This window comes from Streptomyces sp. NPDC052064, assembly GCF_055585925.1.
Genome location: NZ_JBVJJE010000009.1, coordinates 149822 through 166629 on the forward strand (window position 1 = coordinate 149822; position 16808 = coordinate 166629).

21 protein-coding genes are annotated in these 16808 nt (G+C 66.1%); 15 read left to right on the plus strand and 6 right to left on the minus strand.

Annotated elements, in window-relative coordinates:
• Window positions 1-11: 11 nt before the first annotated feature.
• The 4 genes from ACZ6TU_RS24880 to ACZ6TU_RS24895 all read left to right on the plus strand — a co-directional run bounded on the left by ACZ6TU_RS24880 (window position 12) and on the right by ACZ6TU_RS24895 (window position 4548).
• Window positions 12-626, plus strand: a complete 615-nt coding sequence (locus tag ACZ6TU_RS24880) for a hypothetical protein (RefSeq protein ID WP_467673088.1) — start codon at window positions 12-14, stop codon at window positions 624-626.
• Window positions 623-808 carry a hypothetical protein gene (locus ACZ6TU_RS24885; RefSeq protein ID WP_467673089.1) on the plus strand — a complete coding sequence of 62 codons (186 nt, stop codon included), beginning with the start codon at window positions 623-625 and terminating at the stop codon, window positions 806-808. The genes ACZ6TU_RS24880 and ACZ6TU_RS24885 overlap by 4 nt, the downstream gene beginning before the upstream one ends.
• Window positions 809-1927: 1119 nt before the next feature.
• Window positions 1928-3196, plus strand: a complete 1269-nt coding sequence (locus ACZ6TU_RS24890; protein ID WP_469551094.1) for an SNIPE associated domain-containing protein — start codon at window positions 1928-1930, stop codon at window positions 3194-3196.
• A 596-nt stretch (window positions 3197-3792) separates the two neighbouring features.
• On the plus strand, window positions 3793-4548 hold the full coding sequence (locus tag ACZ6TU_RS24895; protein WP_190054982.1) for a hypothetical protein: 756 nt from the start codon (window positions 3793-3795) through the stop codon (window positions 4546-4548).
• Between the two features lie 166 nt (window positions 4549-4714).
• On the opposite strand, the gene ACZ6TU_RS24900 is transcribed toward ACZ6TU_RS24895, so the two are convergent.
• The 6 genes from ACZ6TU_RS24900 to ACZ6TU_RS24925 all read right to left on the minus strand — a co-directional run bounded on the left by ACZ6TU_RS24900 (window position 4715) and on the right by ACZ6TU_RS24925 (window position 9557).
• A complete protein-coding gene (locus tag ACZ6TU_RS24900) occupies window positions 4715-5221 on the minus strand; it encodes a hypothetical protein (protein ID WP_467673093.1) in 507 nt (168 codons plus the stop codon).
• Window positions 5222-5649: 428 nt separating this feature from the next.
• Window positions 5650-6504, minus strand: a complete 855-nt coding sequence (locus ACZ6TU_RS24905; RefSeq protein WP_467673095.1) for a hypothetical protein — start codon at window positions 6502-6504, stop codon at window positions 5650-5652.
• Between the two features lie 26 nt (window positions 6505-6530).
• On the minus strand, window positions 6531-7847 hold the full coding sequence (locus tag ACZ6TU_RS24910) for an AAA family ATPase (protein ID WP_469551099.1): 1317 nt from the start codon (window positions 7845-7847) through the stop codon (window positions 6531-6533).
• Window positions 7848-8285: 438 nt separating this feature from the next.
• A complete protein-coding gene (locus ACZ6TU_RS24915; RefSeq protein WP_467673099.1) occupies window positions 8286-8678 on the minus strand; it encodes a hypothetical protein in 393 nt (130 codons plus the stop codon).
• Window positions 8678-9103, minus strand: a complete 426-nt coding sequence (locus ACZ6TU_RS24920; RefSeq protein ID WP_362225003.1) for an ATP-binding protein — start codon at window positions 9101-9103, stop codon at window positions 8678-8680. Before ACZ6TU_RS24920 ends, ACZ6TU_RS24915 begins: the two co-directional genes overlap by 1 nt.
• A gap of 46 nt (window positions 9104-9149) precedes the next feature.
• Window positions 9150-9557 carry an NUDIX hydrolase gene (locus ACZ6TU_RS24925; protein ID WP_030851880.1) on the minus strand — a complete coding sequence of 136 codons (408 nt, stop codon included), beginning with the start codon at window positions 9555-9557 and terminating at the stop codon, window positions 9150-9152.
• A gap of 107 nt (window positions 9558-9664) precedes the next feature.
• Here ACZ6TU_RS24925 and ACZ6TU_RS24930 point away from each other — a divergent pair, with 107 nt between their 5' ends.
• The 11 genes from ACZ6TU_RS24930 (at window position 9665) to ACZ6TU_RS24980 (ending at window position 16776) form a co-directional block, all read left to right on the plus strand.
• Window positions 9665-10453, plus strand: a complete 789-nt coding sequence (locus ACZ6TU_RS24930; protein WP_020274970.1) for a GntR family transcriptional regulator — start codon at window positions 9665-9667, stop codon at window positions 10451-10453.
• A gap of 165 nt (window positions 10454-10618) precedes the next feature.
• On the plus strand, window positions 10619-10975 hold the full coding sequence (locus ACZ6TU_RS24935; protein ID WP_403121117.1) for an SCO3933 family regulatory protein: 357 nt from the start codon (window positions 10619-10621) through the stop codon (window positions 10973-10975).
• A complete protein-coding gene (locus tag ACZ6TU_RS24940; RefSeq protein WP_467673102.1) occupies window positions 10975-12351 on the plus strand; it encodes an FtsK/SpoIIIE domain-containing protein in 1377 nt (458 codons plus the stop codon). The genes ACZ6TU_RS24935 and ACZ6TU_RS24940 overlap by 1 nt, the downstream gene beginning before the upstream one ends.
• Before the next feature lie 83 nt (window positions 12352-12434).
• Window positions 12435-13097: a DUF2637 domain-containing protein gene (locus ACZ6TU_RS24945; RefSeq protein ID WP_469551105.1), complete on the plus strand. Its 663-nt coding sequence runs from the start codon at window positions 12435-12437 to the stop codon at window positions 13095-13097.
• A gap of 16 nt (window positions 13098-13113) precedes the next feature.
• The gene (locus ACZ6TU_RS24950; protein WP_469551107.1) at window positions 13114-13299 is read left to right on the plus strand and encodes a hypothetical protein; all 186 of its coding nucleotides are present in this window, start codon (window positions 13114-13116) and stop codon (window positions 13297-13299) included.
• 2 nt (window positions 13300-13301) lie between these two features.
• On the plus strand, window positions 13302-13493 hold the full coding sequence (locus tag ACZ6TU_RS24955) for a mobile element transfer protein (RefSeq protein WP_102910782.1): 192 nt from the start codon (window positions 13302-13304) through the stop codon (window positions 13491-13493).
• A gap of 15 nt (window positions 13494-13508) precedes the next feature.
• Window positions 13509-13703, plus strand: a complete 195-nt coding sequence (locus ACZ6TU_RS24960; protein ID WP_467673107.1) for a hypothetical protein — start codon at window positions 13509-13511, stop codon at window positions 13701-13703.
• A 25-nt stretch (window positions 13704-13728) separates the two neighbouring features.
• Complete coding sequence (locus ACZ6TU_RS24965) at window positions 13729-13974, plus strand: SpdD protein (RefSeq protein WP_469551112.1); 246 nt, start codon at window positions 13729-13731, stop codon at window positions 13972-13974.
• Window positions 13975-14130: 156 nt separating this feature from the next.
• Window positions 14131-15414, plus strand: a complete 1284-nt coding sequence (locus ACZ6TU_RS24970) for a replication initiator (RefSeq protein ID WP_469551390.1) — start codon at window positions 14131-14133, stop codon at window positions 15412-15414.
• Window positions 15407-15619: an excisionase family DNA-binding protein gene (locus ACZ6TU_RS24975; protein WP_398669905.1), complete on the plus strand. Its 213-nt coding sequence runs from the start codon at window positions 15407-15409 to the stop codon at window positions 15617-15619. Before ACZ6TU_RS24970 ends, ACZ6TU_RS24975 begins: the two co-directional genes overlap by 8 nt.
• Window positions 15619-16776 (plus strand): tyrosine-type recombinase/integrase, encoded by a 1158-nt coding sequence (locus ACZ6TU_RS24980; RefSeq protein WP_467673111.1) that lies wholly within the window; start codon window positions 15619-15621, stop codon window positions 16774-16776. The genes ACZ6TU_RS24975 and ACZ6TU_RS24980 overlap by 1 nt, the downstream gene beginning before the upstream one ends.
• Window positions 16777-16808 lie beyond the last annotated feature (32 nt).

Consider the following 16808-nt stretch of genomic DNA (forward strand, 5'->3'; position numbering starts at 1 on the left):
AGGGTGCAGCCGTGGACGCCGATACGCCAGTGGGTATCCAGCCGGGGGAAGCCTCGGGCGCACTCAGCGTTCTGCGCCCGATCAGGGCGGAGCCCGGCGTGCTCATCCACCTCACCGCGGACCGTCGGCTCGCGACGGAGCACTGGCTGCTGGCGACGCTGCCACCCGCGCTCCGGGAGCGGGCCCGGTGGGAGTGGCGGCAGCACCGGGTGGCGATGCTGCCGCTCGGTGGGCTTTTCTCCGCCGTACGGATTCCTGAGTGCCTGCCGGCCGCTCTCAGCACCAGCGCCGAGGTCGGCTGCTTGGACGAGTTCCTGGCCGAGGCCCTCGGCGGCGGGCCGGTGATCTGTGACCCGCGCTTTTCGCGGTACTACGCGCTGGTGCCCGCGAGCATGCCGGCGACACTGCATCAGATGGCCGAGGCGTGGCGTGCCCTGGAGGTGGATTGTCTCGGCCACGGCAGCTATCTGGGAGTGCCGCGGCTGGATGCTGTGAACCGGGAACAGGCGCTCGCCTCTTACTGGTCGGTTCCGATGGACTCGGCCGCAGTGCTGTGCACTCCGCTCGCGGTGGCCCGGCTGATCGTCGCCGGACGGCACTGCCTGGACACGGAGCCCGAGGCATGAGCGCTACCCCGTACCCGTCATTCGTCGATGCCCCGTGGACGGACGCGTACGTGCGTCTGGCCGGCCATTGCAGCACCTGCGTGACGTGCACGAGCGTGGACAAGGAGGGCGTGAACCTCGAACTCGCTTGCGCGGAAGCCGACCAGCTGTACGAGAAGTACCGGCAGGCACGGCGCGCATGAACCGTTTCCGTCGCCCGCGTTGATGTCAGAAGTGGATGTCAAAGGCCCCGGACCATGATCGGTCCGGGGCCTTTGCGCTGGTGCCCCCGGCAGGATTCGAACCTGCGACCCCCGCTTTAGGAGTTTTCTCTGATCAAGGTCGTGACCTGGGGAAACTCCGCCATGGCCGCGTTTGACCTGGAGAAACATTTCTCGGTGGTCCTTGCATGTTCCCAGGGTTTCCCGGCCTCATGTGTGCTGAATCCGTTCCGGGCCGACTGCAGGGGGCGACCTCGTGCCACAGGTCGCGGGCGCGCGCGGCGTGGCCAGGGGGAGGCACAAGACGCGGAGGAGTACGCGCCCGTGTGGTGGATCATCACCCCGTTCACGGGGCCCCAGTTACCGTGCTGGTCGCGGTTGTGGGTGCGCCAGGATCCGTGTTCGACAACGCCAAGCGGTGCGTTCTTGAGAACGGACAGGAAATGTCCGCGGACAGAGGGGTGGCCATCCTCGCTTCACCTTTACCCGGTGCGTCAGGGGCGGTCGGCCGTGCCCGGGGGCGCCGGACCGGTCCCTCGAGGACGAAGGGCACTTCGCTGCCGGCGGAGGGCTGTCCTGACAGCGGCCGGAGTCTAACGGCTCCCTGCGGCTTACCCACCTCGTCGGATCTGCTTCCAGGAGGGCCAAAAACAGGAGATGGCAGGACGAAGGTCCACAAGGCCGAGTACGTTCGACTCGGCCCGCTGGCTGCCGGACGGCATCGGGGTTACGCCGGCCGTCTCTCGCCCTCGCGACAGGAGTCGTTGCCCCATGACCTACCGGTTCAACCCGCCGCCCACCTGGCCCGCCCCGCCGGAGGGGTGGAGCCCGCCACCGGGCTGGGAACCGGATCCCGCATGGCCCACACCCCCAGGCTGGCAGATCTGGATCCCGGAGGGGGCCGCGGCGCAGCCGAGCGCACCCGTTCCTCAGCAGTCCCCCTACGGTCCCCAGGCGACGGTCCCGGCCACAGGTGGGGGTCTGTTCGGCCGGCGCCGTAAGCAAGCGGAGTCCGAGGCGGCGCGTCTGGCGGGCGAGCTGGCGCTGATGGAAACACAGGTACGCGGACTACAGGAAGACAAACGTCACCTGACGGAGCAATTGAGTCGTCTCATCGGAGCCGACAGCGCTCAGATAGCCGCCGAGCAGCAGCGACTGCGCCGCGCGCACGAGGAGAAGCTCCAAGAGATCGGACGGATCGACGCTCTCCTCGACGAGAAGATAGAGCACGCCGCCGAGAGCGCCGCGCAGTCCCTGGTTGACGTGCGCCGCCAAGCCGACGACATGGCTCGCCAGACGGCGGAGGCCGAACAGCGCCTCACGGCCGCGCGCCGGGATCTGGTGCTCACCGACGAGACGCGGATGCTGCAAGAGGCCGGCATTTACGAGTACCGCCATCCGCTCGCCGACGCGCTCGCCTACAAGGACCGGCTCGACAGTCTCAAGGCCCGCTACAAGCAGTTGGCGAGGGACGACCGGGCAGTGCTCGGGAACCAGTACTGGATGGTGGACGGCTCAGCTGCCAAGGGCCGCAAGATGGTCCGTGACTTCTCCAAGCTGATGCTGCGCGCGTACAACGCCGAGGCGGACAACGCGGTGCGCGGCATGAAGCCGCACCGGCTCGACTCGCTGATCGACCGGCTCGGCAAGACACGGGAGTCGATCGCCCGGCTCGGCGCCACCATGCAGATCCGCATTGGCGATGACTACCACCAGCTGCGGGTGCAGGAGTTGGAGCTGACGGCGGACTACGTGGTGAGGAAGGAGACCGAGCGGGAGGAGCAGCGAGAGCTACGAGCCCAGCAGCGCGAGGAGGAGCGCCTGCAGCGCGAGATCGAGCGCGAGCGGCAGCGGCTGGAGAAGGAACGCAGCCACTACGAGGGCGCCCTGCGCCGCCTGCGCTCCGGCACCGGCGATGCGGCCGCCATCGCCGAACTCGAAGGAAAACTCGCCGAGTTGGGCGCCGAGCTGGAGGCGGTCGAGGCCCGCGAGGCCAACATCCGGGCCGGATACGTCTACGTCATCTCCAACGTCGGAGCGTTCGGCGAACGCATGGTCAAGATCGGTATGACCCGGCGCCTCGATCCCATGGACCGCGTCATCGAACTCGGGGACGCGTCCGTCCCCTTCCGCTTCGACGTACACGCCCTGATCTTCAGTGAGGACGCCGTCGGCCTGGAACGCCGCCTGCACCAGGAGTTCGAGTCCCGCCGCGTCAACCGGGTCAACCTACGCCGGGAGTTCTTCTACGTCACACCGGCAGACGTACGCGACGCCCTGCAGCGGCTCGCCGGACAGCACCTCCTGGAGTTCCAGGACACGCCCGAGGCTCCTGAATGGAGGGCCAGCCAGACCGCTGCCGGGCGCTGACGGGCTCGACTCAGTCAACCTCGTCGGGTGCGTCCAGACGGCAGGCGGCGCCATCCAGACTGATCCAGGTGACCTTGGAGGTACTTCCCGCCGCGAGGTGAGCGGTCACTTCTCCGGCTGGGGTGATCGCGAGCCACACGGACACCTACACCTCGCTGATGCCCCAGTTCGAGCAGGAGGCCGCCGACGCCCCCGTGGGGTCGGTAGAAAACCCCGTAACCAGGACGTCGCCTAGCGTTACGTCCCCGCACACGCGAAAACAGCCCCCTCGGAGATCACTCCGAGGGGGCTGCTCGAAGCTCCGTGCCTGGTCAGGCGCTGTGCCCCCGGCAGGATTCGAACCTGCGACACCCGCTTTAGGAGTTCGATCAGGGCCCCACGTGATGGCGGCCCCTGTGCGTACGGGCGCCGCACATGATTGCCAGACGCCACCGCTGTCCGTGGTCGTTGATGTCAATGTTGGATGTCATCGGAACGGCTCCGGCACTGGGCAGACTTGCAACGGATCGTGGCCCAGCCTCACCGGACATGCTGACCGGCACACTTCCACAGCAATCGACAGGTCGACGGAAGTGCGGTTGCGGCAGTCTGCTTGGATGCCGGAGATGACGACGAGTTCTCCCGCTCCCCGCGCAGACGACGCCGATTCCGACCGCCTGAGGGCACTGCTGGAACGTGCCGCCAAGGGGCGGGACAGTCAGGCCTGGAGCGACCTCTGGACGGAGCTCTACCACAACGGCTCTCTGGACGTCACTCATCCGCTGGTGCTGCCCACGCTGGCCGACATGGCGGAGGCCGACAAAGCCGACCTGGCAGCTTCGGCCCTCCACCTGGCCGGCGCCCTTCTCGTCCAGGCCGACCAGCGCTACGAGACCCGAAATCTGCGGCACCAGTACGCGTCGGAAGTCACACGCCTACTGGGCGCCGCGAACAGGTGGCGGCAGGTCACCGCCGACCGGAACGACTACTGCTATCTAGTTGAGGCGGCCTTGAACCTGGAGGGCGACATCCACTGGGCGGAGGACTTGATCTGGGGTGTCGTCAGCGAGGAATACGAGCTTGAGTGCCCGGATCCCGACGGGTGCGCGTCGCTGTGGGTGATCACCGGAGAGCGGGGCTTCTTCAGTGCGGCGGAGGACTACGCCCTCTCCGATGACATCGAAACCTTTCCGCTCCATCCGGCCGACCCCCGCGCCCTGGAGGGTCTCGGCCGCCGCCTCTACGACCTTGCCTTGGCTGACGGCCACGAGGAAGTCGCGCGCGCCCTGACTTATGCCTTCGGTGAGGCGACCTGCCCGGAGTGTGAGCAGCGCTTCTCCGTCGTTGGACAGATTGTCGCCCGTTCCAGTTGAGAACCGCCGACCGGGGGGCGGGGTTTGAACCCACGACCTCTTCGTCCCGAAGCAACTGAGGTGTGGGCAGCGCCTTGGGGTGGAGTGGCTCTCTTCTGCGCTGATGGTCCGCAGACGTCCGCGCTCGTTCGCCGGTGTTCGTCGGCGTTGTCACGCAGTTAGACACTCAGTCGGTGTGGCTCTTCCTGGCTCGTATCTCCGAAGCGGACAGCAGGGCGTCCAAAGCCGCTCGGGCCTCGGCAATTCGGCGGCGCCACTCTTCGCCTCGCAGGGCCGCAGTGTCCCACTCGACCACCGGTTCGGCGCCGGTCGTGCAGTAGCCGTAGACCTGGTGGGCCACCTGGTCAGTGAGGAGTTCGTCGTAGTGGAACGTCCCCTCGAAAGCTGCCCAGGCCACTGCCCGCGTGTTTGCGCAGACACGCCGAAGCACTGCTCGCGTGTACGCGCGCAGATCGAGCGAGACGTCATCGAAGTCGATGTCGTATGACACCAGACCGAGCCGCTCGATGGCTTCGGGTTGCCCCAGCAGAGGGAACGGCAGGAAGGCGTCAGGAACCATCCCGGCGAGGTGAAAAGCCTCCTTCGGCAATGGGGTGTTGCCAGAGCCGATGACGAACACGTTCACCGAGACCGGACCGCGCCAGCACAGCAAGTCACGTATCTCACCCGCCATGGTCCTTCCCCCTTCCCTCTGACCGCCTCCGAGGTGTGCACTGCCGTCGTACCACGCCAGTCACCAGCGGTGTTGCCCGGCCTCGAAGCCATCATGACCAGCGTGATCACTGCCGACCACCGCTTTAGGAGAGAGGCTGGGCGATCACGGGCCTGAGCTGCGGATTCGCCGGCCGAGGTAGCGAGCGGCTATTCGACTGCGGGGCACCGATGTTGACCGTGACTGACCGCTGCATCTGGCACGGTTGTGGCACGAACCTCAGCCGACGACAGTCAGCCATGATGGTGGGTGCGTCGGCCGACCAGGCGTGCGTATGTCTCGCTGTACCCCCACCGGCCTCTACCACGATGCCAGTACCGTCGACCAGAGCATGCTACGACTACTGGCCTGTATGGAGCCGAGCGGAGCAGCTGCACTTGTCCCGTGAATTACAAGCAGGAAAGCACTTCCCGGCCATGTGCTGATCCCCATGCACTAATGGCTGTGAAGAGCGGGGAACTTTTGACGTCTGAACAATTAAAGGCACCTCGAGTCGCCCGAGCGATCGCATCTATCGACGCCTTAGATCCGCATTTCTTGTAGAGAATTATCGCCAAACCCGTGAGGAGATCATGCCCGGAACAGTATTTCCTGTCTTCATTAGCGGTTTTCTCCGCCTCGCGGTAGTGTCGGATAAGTTCCGCTCGGGTTACTTTGGCCGCAGGGGAACGCTTGACTGTTAGATCAATCAAGGAGTCGAATTCGACTCCATTGCCTTCTGTATTCAGAACGACAGAGATCGGGAAGTCTCTCAAGTTAAGTTCTAGGCGGTTTTTTACGGAGATGTAGCGTAGAATTCCGATTGGAAAGGCGAGCTGCGTGACCATCTCTTGCAGAGAATCGAAGCGCGAGTTAGAGATATGCGTCCTTAATAGGGAACGATCTGCAAAACTTGCCGCGATTCCCAGAACATTCTGCTCCTGAAAGAAGACTGTGGCATCGATATCGTAGTAGTCTGTACAGAAGACGTTATCGTGATCGGGTCGCGCATAAAGGATGTCAGACCAATCTCGATCTACGACGGCTGCTAGGCGATCGAATCCTTCTTTGTGAGCTAAGGCAACCGCTCCTAGAACGACCGACTTTCCTCCACTTGGAAGGGTGTCGCACGCATCCGTATTTATGTGAGGGTCGATAACGCTGCAGTCCGTTGAACCTTCTACCAGTATATAAAGCAGGTCATTGGTGGCTGCTAACATCATCACGTGAGAAAGTACGTCATCGGCTGTCAACAGATCAAGCATCTAGCATCCTCCCCCGAGGTTGTAACTCAAGCGTTTGCCCCAAGTGCGACTGCACGACTTCGCCACTTGTGGATAATCTGCGGCGAGTGAGTAGCCACAATAAAGCGCAATGAAGCCGTGTTTGCAATTTTGGCGATGTCGTTCAGAAATTCCTGCTGCCAGGCGACATGTAGGGAGATCTCTGGCTCATCGATGAGGACTAGGCCACCTTCTGCGACGTTGAATAGGAGGTCGTACGCTAGAACTAGCTCGTGTTGCTCTCCTGACGAGAGGGCTTGGGCTGGAATGTCTTGCCCAAGATCTGTGATGAAATTGAATCCATTTCGATTCAAAAGGAGCTGCTTGAATTGGAAGCGTGAATTGACGATATCTCTGAAGAGTTGTACGCGACGGAGAAGGTCTTCGAAAGTGGCGAGCTTCCGTTCTGAGTCATCTAGGTAAGTCCAAAGGACAAGTCGCTGAGAGGAGTCAAGTTTCTTATTGGGAAGCGGTAGGTCCGAAGAACCTTGCAGCAGAGAAATTTCAGCGAGCCTACTACGTAGGCGACTCTGCTCGTCATACCTGATCCGGATCGCTTCTTCCGTTGCAGCAGGAGGAGGAGATCCAGCAGAAAGTAGACGGCGTGGGAATGTCCTATCCAGCTCTTGGGAGGTTCGAGAATTCTGAGCCAATGCCTCTCGCATTCTGCGAGAGAAATCTTCTGAGAACTCTTGAACGGTAACCTTGTTTGCAGTCTCTGCGCGCGCCCGATCACGCGTTTGGGCGACGCGCGTTAGCAGACGCTGGGTTTCGATTAGGTGAACGTCTGAGCTCTTAAGGAAAGATTTGATCGTTTCCGGAAAGGGGGGATAAGGCATGAGTTCCGGAGGGATTAGGTGGCCGTACCTCTCAATAATCTCTTGTCGAGTAACCGCCTCGCCTGTTTCCGGGTCAAGCCAGCGGGAACTTCCAACGTACGTAGCCGGGGTATACTGATCAATCAAGCGTGTCCAACGAACTGGCGATGTCGGGCTTTTCTCACGCGAATAGAACCATTCCTCATTTTCGCCGCTGGATCCCTCAAAGAAAACCCTGAGGGCGTGATCCGGCTGATCCACCTTTTCAAACAGATATTTGGTAGACGGGTTCTCTAATGTGAGGCGAGTGCCGTCCTCGAACTTGAAGATAGCAGTATCAAATGGGGTGCGTGCAATTCGTGCCACACGAGCTGAAAAAGTATTACTGATAAGTTCCAGGAGTCGTGTTTTGCCAATTCCGTTAGGTCCGTAAAGGATTACGAACTCGTCGCTCTGGGCAAAAGGAATGGTGTGATTGAAGCGTCCTAGTAGCCCTGTAACTGACACCTCGATTAGTTTCGGTGAATTCACCCTTGATCCCCCAGATTGAATGTGATGTGGCGCACATTCTCTTACACGGCTTGCGCTTCTGTCTACAGCTTCGAGGGTGTGTCGCGCTCTACTCATTTTTGACCGCAATGTGAATGAATGGGTTCATTGTCTGCTGCATCGGGGTACTCACATTGGGGCTAGATCGAGCCATGGAGCACTCAGTCAGGAAGCGCCTCTCCTGTTGGCCGAGCGGCAGTCTGTATGCGCGCGGCATGGGCGCCGGCCGGGCTGGAGCGGGGCGGAGACAGGAGCGCAGGCCCGGCCGGGGGCCGGGCCGCGCGCGGTGAGCGGAGCGAGCCGCCTTGAACCAGTAGAGAAAGTTGTAACTCAGTCCGTGGCGTGGGCGTGTCTAGGCCCACCGTCAAGCATCAGCTGGGACCAGAACGTCAAGCATCACCTGGGACTAGACACCGTGGCGTGGGCGGTGAAGTCGTATGCGCAGGCCGGGAGTTCGACACCTTGACGGTGGGCCAACGGCAGGAAGACCACTGGCCGAATCGTCCATGTGATGCGGGTGCTGGCGTGGGTCACAGAGACCGTGCAGGGTTCCATGCGTAAGAGGGCTCGTCGCGTGTCGATGCGGCCGTCGTAGAGCCATGCCCAGGCTTCGTCGGAGGCGTCCGGGTCGAGTGCTGGTGAGATGGTGCGCAGGGCGACCGCTACCCATCTGTCAGCTTGCGGTGCTGAGTAGGCGTCGAAGGATGCCCGGAGTGCCGGCCTCCCTGCCTCGTCGTTGAGGTCTTGCGTCCAGCATTCGCACCAGAATCCCCGCTGGGGCTTGTCCATCAGCACGGGTGTCCTCCGGGCCGGGTGTCCGTGAAGAGTTCGGCGGTGACGGTGTAGCCGCTGTGGCTGCCGTGGACGACGACCCGGTGTGCGATGACGCTGACCATGCCCAAGCCGCGGCCGTGTACCGCGTCCTCGCTTGGCTGCTCGACCTTCGGGGCGGTGCCCGTTCCTCCCTCGTCGGTGACTGACAGGGCGACGACCTTGGGGGAGACCGCGAGGGCCAGGTGGAAGCTGCCCAGCCCGCCGCTCGCCGTGTGGAGGATCGCGTTCGCACTCAGCTCGCTCACGATCAACTCGGCGTCATCGGCCAGGGGAGATCCCCGCAGGATGTCCCGCGTCCAGCGGCGAGCCCGGCTGACCTCTTCCGGAAAACCTGGGCAAGTGAGTCCCCAGACCCGGGCGGTGCTCGTATACTCGTGCATACAAGTTCCTTCGTGCTGGTAGGCCGCCATGTGCAGCGGGTTCGGGCTAGACGAGTTTCACGCCGTCGTGGGCGCGGATGGCCGGCGGGGATACCGCGTCGAGTGCGTCCAGGACGCGGATCGCGTATGCCTCGTCGGCGAGTTCGATGACTTCTTCGCGGGTGGCCCAGCGCAGTGCGCGGGTCTCGTCCCCGGTGGTGGGCGTGCCGTCGGCGGCTTCACAGCGGAAGACCATAGAGACGATCAAGCCCTTCATGTTCTTGTAGATGCCGGTCAGGGTCGCGGGAAGCGCGATCTTGATGCCGGTTTCTTCGAGAACTTCGCGCTGGAGGGCCTCGGGGATGGTTTCCTCGCGTTCGAGGACTCCGCCCGGGGGTTCCCAGTGGCCGTTGTCGCGGCGTTTGATCAAGAGGGCGCGATCCTGGTCGTCGACGATGACTCCGGCGACGCTCACGGAGTGCGGACGGTCGGTGCTCACGTTCCTCTGCCCTCTCGGCTGGCTAGGCTCTCCACCGTAGCAACAAAGCTCGCCCACTCGTCTAGATACCTAAAGGAGTACACGTGCCCTCTCTTTCCTCCGGCCTCCTCGGCGATCTCGACCCCACGAGCGATCGTGCGGTCTTCCGGCAGATCGCCGACCAGCTGCGCGAGGCCATCGACCGTGGGCGATTCAAGGAGGGCGAAAAGCTGCCCTCCGAGGCCGAACTTGTCGAGCATTACGGGGTTTCCCGTATGACGGTTCGAAACTCCTTCTCCGTCCTCCAGGGCGAGGGCCTGGTGCACGCCGAGCACGGCAAGGGCGTCTTCGTGCGACCACGCCCGCCTGTCCGGCGGCTCGCCTCCGACCGGTTCGCCCGGCGCCACCGCGAGCAGGGGAAGTCCGCGTTCATCGTGGAGGCCGACGCCGCCGGCAGTCACCCGCAGGTGGACAGCCTGGAGGTCAAGGAAGAGAAGGCCAGCCAGGACGTCTCCACCCGGCTCGGGTCCGTGCGGCGAGTGCTGGCCCGGCGTCGCCGGTATCTGCTGGACGGGCGGCCGGTGGAGTTCGCCACCTCGTACCTGCCGCTCGACATCGCGCGCGGTACGCCGATCGCCGAGCCCAACCCCGGGCCCGGCGGCATCTACGCCCGGCTTGAGGAGCTGGGGCACCGCCTCGACCACTTCGAGGAAGAGATTCGTGCCCGGATGCCCTCACCCGATGAGGTCCGGACGCTGCGGCTGGCCTCCGGCGTGCCGGTCATTCACCTGATCCGGACCGCGTTCGACCAGGAGGGGCGGGCCGTGGAGGTCTGCGACACGGTCATGGCGGCCGACGCGTACGTCCTGTCGTACCAGCTCCCGGCGACGTGAGCGCCTGACCGGCGGTGGTGCGCGGGGAGGCTTCTCCGAACTCGTACACCCCAACACGCTTACTCGTATAGACGAGTGGGCAAGTTGTGTGGCAAGGTGGTTACCGTTCCCGGAGATCGGGTTCGAACGTCGCATCTTGTATAGACGAGTAGATGGGAAGAAGTCTTGCGCACCATCCGTGTAGAGACCTCCGCCGCAACGATCCTGCTGACCGAGGCGCCCGAGCCCAAGGTCCGCGACCGGCAGACGGGCGAGATCGCCAAGGACGCCACCAGCGGAGAGGCCCTGATGACGCTCGGCGTCGTCTACCTGGAAGACGGCGAGTCGTCGCTGATCAAGGTCACCGTTCCGGAGAGCGGAGTGTCCGAGGGGCTGACGCTCGGGGCTCCGGTCTCGCTGCCGGGTCTGGTGGCCCGGCCGTGGGAGAGCGTCTTCAACGGGCAGCAGCGCCACGGCATCGCCTACCGCGCCGCCGCCGTGACACCGGCCGCCTTCCCGGCCACCACCGGGGCCGCTGCCTGATGACCGACCTGACGACACTCCTGGAGGTGGGTGGTCCTGTCGCCGCACTCGGCGGCGGGGCCGCCTACGCCCGGGCCAAGCACCCCGGGGTGTACTGGTCCACGGTCGGCCTGCCGATATCCACCGCCCGGCTACTCAGCTCCTACGGCTCGGTCATGGAGGCCTGCGGCCTCACCGTTGCTCCGTCCCGGCTGCGCATGCTGGCGGTCAAGGCCACCACCCGCCGAGAGGTCCGGCCCGTACCACCGCGTCGCGGCATCATCCGGCCCACCTCGACCGGGCTCCGGCTCCGGCTCCGGCTCGCTCCGGGGCAGGAACCCGCCGACGTCGCCGCCTCGGCCGAACGGCTGCGGCATGCCTGGGGCGTTCACGCCGTGTACGTGACCACGGTCAAGCCCGGTGTGGTTGAGCTGCGGCTAGTCGGCTTCGACGTGCTGCGGCGAGTGCGGATGCCGCGCAAGGTGGACGCCGGGTTCCTTCAGGTGCCGGTGGCCCTACGGCAGGACGCCATGCCCTTCGTACGCGACTACCGGGCCGTGCCCCACCAACTCACCCTCGGCGCAACGCTGTCGGGAAAGTCCATGTATCTGCGGCACCTGATCGCCGGACTCGCCCCTCAGCCGGTCGCCCTGGTCGGGATCGACTGCAAGCGCGGTGTGGAGCTGGCGCCGTTCGCCTCCCGCCTCTCCGCGCTGGCGACCGAACCGGAGCAGGCATCCGAGCTGTTGCCCGTGCTCGTGAGGGAAATGGAGGACCGATACGACCTGATCAAGGCCCGGCAAGGCATCGCCCCGAACACTCCGGCCGAAGAGATCACCTCCGACATCTGGGGACTGCCCGAGTCCGAACGGCCCGTCCCCCTCGTACTGTTCGTGGACGAGGTCGCTGAACTGTTCCTCGTCGCCACCAGGAAGGACGAGGAACGGCGCGACGAGATGGTCACCCAGCTCATCCGGCTCGCCCAACTCGGCCGCGCGGCCGGCATCTACCTGGAGGTCTGCGGGCAGCGCTTCGGCGCCGAGCTGGGCAAGGGCGCCACCATGCTGCGAGCCCAGTTGACCGGTCGCGTCTGCCACCGCGTCAACGACGAAGCCTCCGCGAAGATGGCGCTCGGCGACATCGCACCCGAAGCGGTCACGGCGGCCTGCGCCATTGCTCCCGAACGGCCCGGCCTCGCCGTGGCAGGTGACACCTCCGGCGGCTGGTCACGCATCCGCACGCCGTACCTGTCGCTGGGCGACGCTGCCGAGGCCTGTCGCGAGTCGGCCCACCTGGTTCCCGACCTGCCCGCGCTCAAGCCCTTCCGGCCCGGCGTGCTCGTACGGCCCGCCGAGACACCGGGCCCGGCCGTGCGGCCCCGGCCGGTGGCCGACTGACCGCGCCCCCAACCTCGGTCGGCGTGACCGCCTCACGCCATGTCCCTACCCCTCCCATGCCCGAATTCGGAAGGAGCCGCAGCATGCGTGCCCACCTGGCCCGTGTCGATGCGGTGCTCGTTCAGGCGGTCATCGCCGCCGCGTTGTCCTTCGCCCACCTGCACGATGTCGCCTCGGCGGCCGGGCAGGACGGGTGGAAGGCGTGGGCCTACCCGATCAGCGTTGACCTGCTGCTCGTCGCCGCCTGGCGCCGACTGCGCTCCGGAGAGGCGAAAGCGGCCGGGTGGTGCTGGTTCCTGATCGCACTCGCCGCGTCCCTGGGCGCGAACGTCGCCACCGCCGGCCTGCTCGACCTGGATCACGTACCGGCCTGGCTGCGCATCCTCGTGGCGGGCTGGCCCGCGGTCGCCTTCCACGGCGGAACCCTCCTGGTCCACTCGCCTCCGACAGCGCACGATGCGACCACTGACGCCGTAGACCAACAGGAACTCGATGGCATCGAGGACCAAGAGAACATGCCCGATCCCACGCCAGACCCCCCGACGCCACCGGCGGCCGAACCGGCACCGGCCCCACCGTTGGCCCCTCCGCCGGTCGCTGTTCCGGCCGCCCTGGTCGAGCACGCCCGCAAAGTCGCCGCCGACCACCGCACCCGCACTGGAACGGCCATCGACACCCCGACCCTGCGCGCCCGCCTCGGTGTCCCGCCGCCCATGGCCGAAGCCATCGCCGCTCAACTCACCTGACCAGCAAAGGGAGATCATGCCGCTCTTCTGCTTCAACACGGCCGCCGACTACCTCGCGGCGGCCCGCGAGATGGCCGTCAGTGGCCGGTCTGCGCTCGCCCGGCTCCTCGCCGAGGAAGCCGCCGACCGCACGCAGGATCCGGAGGAAGCCGCCCGGATCCTGCGCGACTTCCCCCGCCCCAGCCCGCGACAGGAGGACTGACCATGCCCGCGCCGAAGCGCTTCCGCCACGTCAGCCGCATCGGCCCCGTCCAGGTCGGCACGTCCTACGACGGTCGCGGCCGTGAGAAACACACCGCCGCCTGCACCGCCCCGCGCTGCGGCTTCTCCGCCGACTACGACAGCCGCGCTGCCGCCGAGCTGGCTGCCCGCACCCACCGCTGCCCCGTGCGCTGAAAGGATTCCCGACCCGTGACCGTCAGCCTTCCGCTTGTCGTCGTCCTCGGCTTCTTCGCCTGGGGAGCAGTCAGGTTCCTCGGCGTCCGCGTCTGGATCGTCGTCCTGATTGCCCTCTTCGGCTTCTGGCTCTCCCGCACCTTCCTCGCACCCGTCATCGAGTCCGGCACGCGCTCCGGCGTGACCGTCATAAACGGCTCACATGCCTAGACGAGTAGATAAGAAGACGTGGCCTGTGTTCCTCCCGAAGTACCCCGACAGCCCGACCCCGCCGCCTGCACACACTCACACCCCGACCGAGACGGCACCCGTACGGCGCTCGCTCCCGTCGGTCTCCATCAATCAGAAAACCGTCGTGGCCCTGGTCATCGGCGGGGTCGTCCTCACCGCGCTTCTGGCCGCCGTGGCCGTCACGGCCATCTCCGTTGCCGTGGCCGCCGTCGTCCTGCGCTCCATGCTCCGCGACCACCACCGCCGCTGAACCGCGCTGGCCTCCGGGGCGGCGGCACACGACCAAGCATTTCGCCGCCCCGGGGCCTGCTCCTCCCGACCCAGCAAGTCAGAAGGGGAACGCCATCTTCACCCGCACCACTCCGGCACCACTTCCGGAACTCGCGAACCTGCCGCGCAGGGCACGCTGCCGGGTATCCTCCGCCAACTCTCCGGACTCGGCGGCTGCACCCATCCGATCCGCCTCGACGGCCACCGCACCGAGTACGACGTCGACACCACGACCGGCGAGATCGGCAACGTCCTCCACCGCCTCGACTCGTCCAGCGTCCCGGCCGGACAGCTCCTCGTCCGCTGCAACAAGCGCCGCACGACCCGCTGCGCCGCCTGCGCCGAGGTCTACCGCCGCGACACCTTCCACCTGATCACCTCCGGCCTGCGCGGCGGCAAGGGCACCCCCGAGCACGTCGCCACGCACCCTCGCGTGTTCGCCGCCTTCACCGCGCCGAGCTTCGGCCCGGTCCACAACCGCCCCTCCAGCGGGCGCCCCTGCCGCTGCGGCACCCACCACGACCAGGACGACGACGTACTCGGCACCGCACTCGACCCGGACACCTACGACTACGAAGCCGCCGTGCTCTGGAACGCCCACGCCGGGCCGCTCTGGCGGCGCTTCTCCACCTACCTGCGCCGAGAGGTCGCCAAGCGCGCAGGCCTGTCCCAGCGGCGCTTCCGCGAGCACGCCCGCGTGAGCTTCGCCAAGGTCGCCGAATACCAGAAGCGCGGAGCCGTCCACTTCCACGCCGTCATCCGAATCGACGGCCCCAGCGGCGGCCACACCTCACCCCCTACGTGGGCCACGGCCGAACTGCTCACTGACGCCATCCGCGCTGCCGCCGCCAAGGTCCGAGTGGACGGCCCGGTCATCGACGGCCGCACCCACACCTTCACCTTCGGCCGCCAACTCGACGTCCGCACCATCCGCTCGGCCGACTTCAACGACGGCCAGGAGCTCACCGAACGGGCCGTCGCCGCCTACATCGCCAAGTACGCCACCAAGGGCGCCGAGACCGCGACGGGAGCTCTCGACCGCCCACTCAAGTTCGCCGCCGAACTCGCCCAGCTCGACATCAGCGACCACGCCCGCCGCCTGATCCGCACCGCCTGGTTCCTCGGTGCACGCAAGGACCTCGAACACCTCCGCCTGCGTGCCTGGGCCCACATGCTCGGCTTCCGCGGCCACTTCTCCACCAAGTCCCGCCGCTACTCCACCACCCTCGGCGCCCTCCGCGACGCCCGCGCCGAATGGCGTCGCGCCCAAGCCGCGGCAGCCAACGGCCCCGAGCCCGAGACGACGTACGTGCTCTCGCACTGGGCCTTCGCCGGGACCGGCCTCTCGGACGCCGAAGCCTGGCTTGCCGCATCCCTCGAACCCGCCCCCGGAACGGAAGGAGAGCCCACCCGTGGTTGACCGCTACCTCACTGTCGCGCAGGTAGCCGAACTCCTCGGCACCACCGAGCGTTTCCCGCGCCGCCTGGTCGCCGAGCGACGCATCGCGTTCGTCAAGGTTGGTCGGCACGTCCGCATCCCTGAAGGCGCGCTCAAGGACTTCATCGACGCCAACACGGTGCAGCCGATCGGTCAGCGGCGCGGCTCCCTGCGGAGGGCTGCCTGATGGCCAACAAGAGAGGCAGGCGCCGGAGCTTCGGTTCGGTCAGGCAGCTTCCGTCCGGTCGTTGGCAGGTCCGCTATCGCGACCCAGAGACGGGGCAACTGCGTCCGGCAGAGAAGACCTACGCGTCCAAGACAGATGCCCAAGTCGCTCTGACGCACATCGAGTCGGACGTAGCACGGGGGCAGTGGTCGGACCCGGACGCCGGGGCGGTGAACTTCGAGGAATACGCCACCGCGTGGCTGCGGGACCGGAAGCTTGCCGACCGTACCCGTGAGCGGAACGAATCGGTGATGCGGCTGCACATTCTGCCGACCTTCGGAGCCGGGAGTGTGGCCGACGTGACGACAGCCCGGGTGCGCGGCTGGCGCGGCAAGCTCCTTGCGGCCGGCCTCGGTGAGCCGACGGTGGTCAAGGCGTGCCAACTGCTGCGCGCCCTGATGAACACTGCCGTGGATGACGAGCTGATCCGGCGCAACCCGTGCCGCATCAAGGGCGCGGATCGCTACGACGTGCCCGAACGGCCTGTCCTCACGGTGGCAGAGGTCTTCGCCGTGGCCGACTCGATGGCGCCGCGCTACCGGCTGCTCGTGCTTCTGGCGGCCTTCACCACGCTGCGGTTCGGGGAGCTGGCGGCCCTGCGGCGCCGGGACATCGACCTGGAAGGGCTGACTGTCACCGTGCGCCGCGCTCAGACCGAGCTGCAGGACGGTCGGCTCTTCGACAAGGCGCCGAAGTCCGCTGCCGGGGTGCGCACCGTCTCCTTCCCGGCCGAACTGCTCGACGCGGTCACGCAGCACTTGGAGCACTTCGCCGCTCCCGGTCGTGAGGGTCACGTCTTCGTCGGGCCGCAGGGTGGGCAGTTGCGTCGCAGCAACTTCCGCGACGACTGGGTCACGGCCCGGAAGGCAGCTGGCGTCACGGCCGAACTGCACTTTCACGACCTACGGCACACGGGCAACACGCTCGCCTCCACGGCCGGGGCCAGCACCCGGGAGCTGATGACGCGGATGGGGCACAGTAGCTCCCGAGCCGCGCTGATCTATCAGCACATGACCAGCGACCGGGACAGGGCCATCGCGGACCGCCTTGGGGCCATGATCCGGGGCGGCGGGGGAGTGGCTTCAGGTTCCCCCGGAGGGGACGCCGAGCGGACGTAGTGGCACGCGTGTGGCACGGCACCTGAAACGAC